The organism is Gluconobacter thailandicus F149-1 = NBRC 100600, from assembly GCF_000964465.1.
GTDB lineage: Bacteria > Pseudomonadota > Alphaproteobacteria > Acetobacterales > Acetobacteraceae > Gluconobacter > Gluconobacter thailandicus.
Window position 1 is genome coordinate 1 of sequence record NZ_BANH01000113.1, and the last position, 3,274, is coordinate 3,274.

At 38.9% G+C, this 3,274-nt stretch carries 5 protein-coding genes; 4 read left to right on the top strand and 1 reads right to left on the bottom strand.

Features of this window, described 5'->3' with window-relative positions; all coding sequences use genetic code 11:
• The 3 genes from B7444_RS16685 to B7444_RS15845 form a co-directional block, all read left to right on the top strand.
• Positions 1-251, top strand: a 251-nt coding sequence (locus B7444_RS16685) for a 3'-5' exonuclease family protein (RefSeq protein WP_200146811.1), incomplete at its 5' end; no start/stop codon positions are given.
• Between the two features lie 46 nt (positions 252-297).
• On the top strand, positions 298-561 hold the full coding sequence (locus B7444_RS15840) for a hypothetical protein (protein WP_035730819.1): 264 nt from the start codon (positions 298-300) through the stop codon (positions 559-561).
• A 117-nt stretch (positions 562-678) separates the two neighbouring features.
• On the top strand, positions 679-1,734 hold the full coding sequence (locus B7444_RS15845) for a hypothetical protein (protein WP_146911457.1): 1,056 nt from the start codon (positions 679-681) through the stop codon (positions 1,732-1,734).
• A 55-nt stretch (positions 1,735-1,789) separates the two neighbouring features.
• On the opposite strand, the gene B7444_RS15850 is transcribed toward B7444_RS15845, so the two are convergent.
• The gene (locus B7444_RS15850) at positions 1,790-2,365 is read right to left on the bottom strand and encodes a hypothetical protein (RefSeq protein ID WP_007284702.1); all 576 of its coding nucleotides are present in this window, start codon (positions 2,363-2,365) and stop codon (positions 1,790-1,792) included.
• A gap of 329 nt (positions 2,366-2,694) precedes the next feature.
• Here B7444_RS15850 and B7444_RS15855 point away from each other — a divergent pair, with 329 nt between their 5' ends.
• Positions 2,695-3,261, top strand: a complete 567-nt coding sequence (locus B7444_RS15855) for a DUF6538 domain-containing protein (protein WP_231503068.1) — start codon at positions 2,695-2,697, stop codon at positions 3,259-3,261.
• The last annotated feature ends 13 nt before the right edge of the window (positions 3,262-3,274 follow it).

Consider the following 3,274-nt stretch of genomic DNA (forward strand, 5'->3'; position numbering starts at 1 on the left):
AGCTTGAATCACATCAGATCGATTTTCCAAACAGGCTCTTAGATCCAAAAATGTTATTAGATAACGATTTTACATGCTGCATGTATGCAGCGGGTTCAAGATGGCCTGAATATGCAAACTATTACGGTGGCATGAGCCTTGATCAAGCTCTTCGTGTGTCGGGTTGCAAACGAGTTGGAAAAGCTCATTCGGCGATTGGCGATGCTCTTTCAACTGCTGAAGTCTGGAAGAAAATACTGATTGCTCCATGAACTCATATCCTCTATTTTTGTTATTCACATTAATGGAGGATTTCTCATGTCTATCTTTGATGATCTCAAAAGAAAATTTACGTCAGAAGACGAGCACCGGAAAATTGATGCCATCCAGGCAATGAAGCCTTCCCTTTTAGAAAAAGGGTTCACTTGCTTGATATATGAAGATGGAAAAATGGAGATAAACAAGATTGAAGATCTTCATGGTTTCAATGCAGAGATCAATCTGTTTGATAACCGTTTCCATACTCTGGATGACATTCTCCACGAGTATCAGAAGCAGTTTGAGGCACATCTGAACCTGTAAAAAAGAAGGGCATCATTAGGCAGAACAACGTTCTGCCCTGCCCAGCACAAGCCTGAACAGGCTTGTATATGTTTGATGATATTCAATTGTGTGAATAACAAAAAAGGCATTATTCTAATGAACGATGAAGTAGTTCCTGAACCCAAGAAATCCAGAGGAAGGGGAAGACCTACAAAGCATGGGAAAGCCATGTCTAATAATGAACGTCAGAAAAAACGACAAGCCCTAACAAATGGCGTGTTTAATGCCGTTGTAGATATATCATCAACAATAAAATCTGGATTGGGATATTCGGAAAGATTTGATAGAGACAATTTCACGTTCGATTATGCAATTGAATCCGATATTAACGTGAATAACATAATATCTTTATTACCTCCTGACTTACAAGAAGAATTTAAATCAAGAGTTAGAACCAATCTCGCTAAAAAGTACTTTTTAAGAGATTTGAGTGTCTATAAAAATCTGATCAAAGAAAATAAACCTTTACACGAGTTCGGGGAAAGATTTCAACGTATCTATATATGGGAGATAGTTCATGGAGCAATGCATACGCTTCATAAATATGATAATCCGACAAAAAGGTCGCTTGAAGCTATTCCTTTTTTGTTAGATTTCAATAATGCACATGAGCAAAAATATGTAGACGCATACATTAAATATCGCTTGATATACGGAAATTACTGGAATGGTATCTCACGTATTTCATTAGAAAAAAAAGATGAAAATAAAGAATATTATCAATCAGAGAAAGCTCATATTACAAAAATGGCTAATATGAGAAAAGATATTATTGATTTCGAAAAATTAAATAGAAGTAAACTTATCAAGTATGGTAACGAATTAGATAACGATATTTTTTATGAGCAGATTTTACATGATGTGATGATGCTCAATGATGACGCTTTAAAAGCTCGACATAAAGAAATTAAGAATGTTGTTAATCACAAAAAAGATGTAGTGCCCGAAGCACCTGTCAAACATGAGCCTAAAAAAGTAATCACTGCACCTGAAAAAGCAGAGGAAACTCCTGCTCCTGATGTTGCTGTTATACAAGACAAGACAGATGTAGTGGATTCATCTGATAAAGTAGTAGTCCCTGAAACTCGTCCCGTTCGTCCGCCCAAATTTCAAAGACGACCTCCTAGGTACGTTACAGATAACAAGGCATAGTCAGATGTTTGAAAATGTAGTCATTTATATAAATGACTACATTTAATAAAGTGACCTATTCAGGAACACCCACTTCCTGGAAAATCGCAACAGAAATCTTTCCGTCATTAGCTTGGCAATTTATGCGGGTTGTTGGTTGAAACTTATTAGGAAGTTCAACCGTACAAGCTCCACGTGTCAGCCAGTTCACACCTGGTTTTGACTTCGACCCAGGAAGCTCTCTTTGCAGTTGTGCCATCTTATAGATGGGGAACACGCTGTTCTCTCCAGTGGGATTCCGAGGCAAATTTTTCTGACTGAAAAACGTGAAGATATATTTGTCCACGATGAAGGTGAACTCGCTTCCTGATGGACTGTCAGGAATTAGATAGGACTTTTCACACTTCATAGAGTCATCCTGCATATTCCGAGGAATGACTTTAATATGAACCTCGCATGATTTAGCTAAATCTTTTTGCCAGATAAGCCCTTTACTGGTCCTAGTAGCTTTTAAATATTCCTCGAACCCTGCTTCCGGGTTATTTTTTCCTGCATTTATCTGATTAAGAAAATTACCAACTTCTGAGGCTGCTTGTGCCTGAGGTATTAATGTCAAGGACAAGGTGGCAAACAAAGCAAAGAGACGAGACATAAAAAACCTCTTCTAATACAGGAAGATAAGCATTCCTCAGTATCTCCCAAAACACAATTCTATTTCCCCTCCCTGCTGGAAAATTATCCCCAGAAACCTGCTTGATGGTGTAGCAAAATCTGCTACTGTGATTTTCTACAGTACGCTTTCAAGACGCCTCAAAATGTCTGTATAAATCAATAGGTTACGCGAAAAATCGCGACTCACTGTGTATTCGAGTCCCGCAGCTCGCACCACATAACCCTCTGGTTTCATTGGAAATACGAGGATATGACCCATAACAAGTGGGTTGGTTCTCCAAAGCTCTTCTCCAAAGTTGGAGAAGTTTTATGCTCAAACTTGTCGGCTCGCGATTCCATTTTCGACGCGTCGTCCCAGTCCCCTTGCGCCCGATTCTTGGTAAAAGCGAAATCTGGATTTCCTTGGGAAGAGCAGGCAAAGTCGAGGCGCGACGCCGTGCAGCAGAACTGCACGGACAAATGACTGACCTGTTTGAAGGACTTTTAAGTGTGAGCGATATAAAGCAGTCCTCTAAAACGCTCACTTTCTCACCTGAAGAAATCAAATCTATTAACGAGAAATATGTCTTCAAAACAGACCTTGATGTCTGTAAAGGAATAATAAGAGTATTAGAGGATACAATAGAAATACATGAAACCCTCAGAATAGCAGAGGTCCATAACGCAAGGGCAGAAGTAGAAGTAAAATATCAAAAAATAGTTATGCAACAAGCTGAATATTTAGATCGCCTCATGTTGGGTATTAAAGAAGTTGTAATAGTTGCGGAAAATTTTCAAGCAAGACTTTTAAAATCTATGGAAGATCTCGCTCAGAGACTACAAATTTCTTCCGCCGAGAAGAAAGTCCTTAGAGCCTGTTTGGAAAATCACGGGTGAGCATTTCTGCGCA

Coding starts and splice junctions, on each gene's coding strand:
- B7444_RS15840 (WP_035730819.1), top strand. CDS start 298: ATGTCTATCTTTGATGATCTCAAAAGAAAATTTACGTCAGAAGACGAG.
- B7444_RS15845 (WP_146911457.1), top strand. CDS start 679: ATGAACGATGAAGTAGTTCCTGAACCCAAGAAATCCAGAGGAAGGGGA.
- B7444_RS15850 (WP_007284702.1), bottom strand. CDS start 2,365: ATGTCTCGTCTCTTTGCTTTGTTTGCCACCTTGTCCTTGACATTAATA.
- B7444_RS15855 (WP_231503068.1), top strand. CDS start 2,695: ATGCTCAAACTTGTCGGCTCGCGATTCCATTTTCGACGCGTCGTCCCA.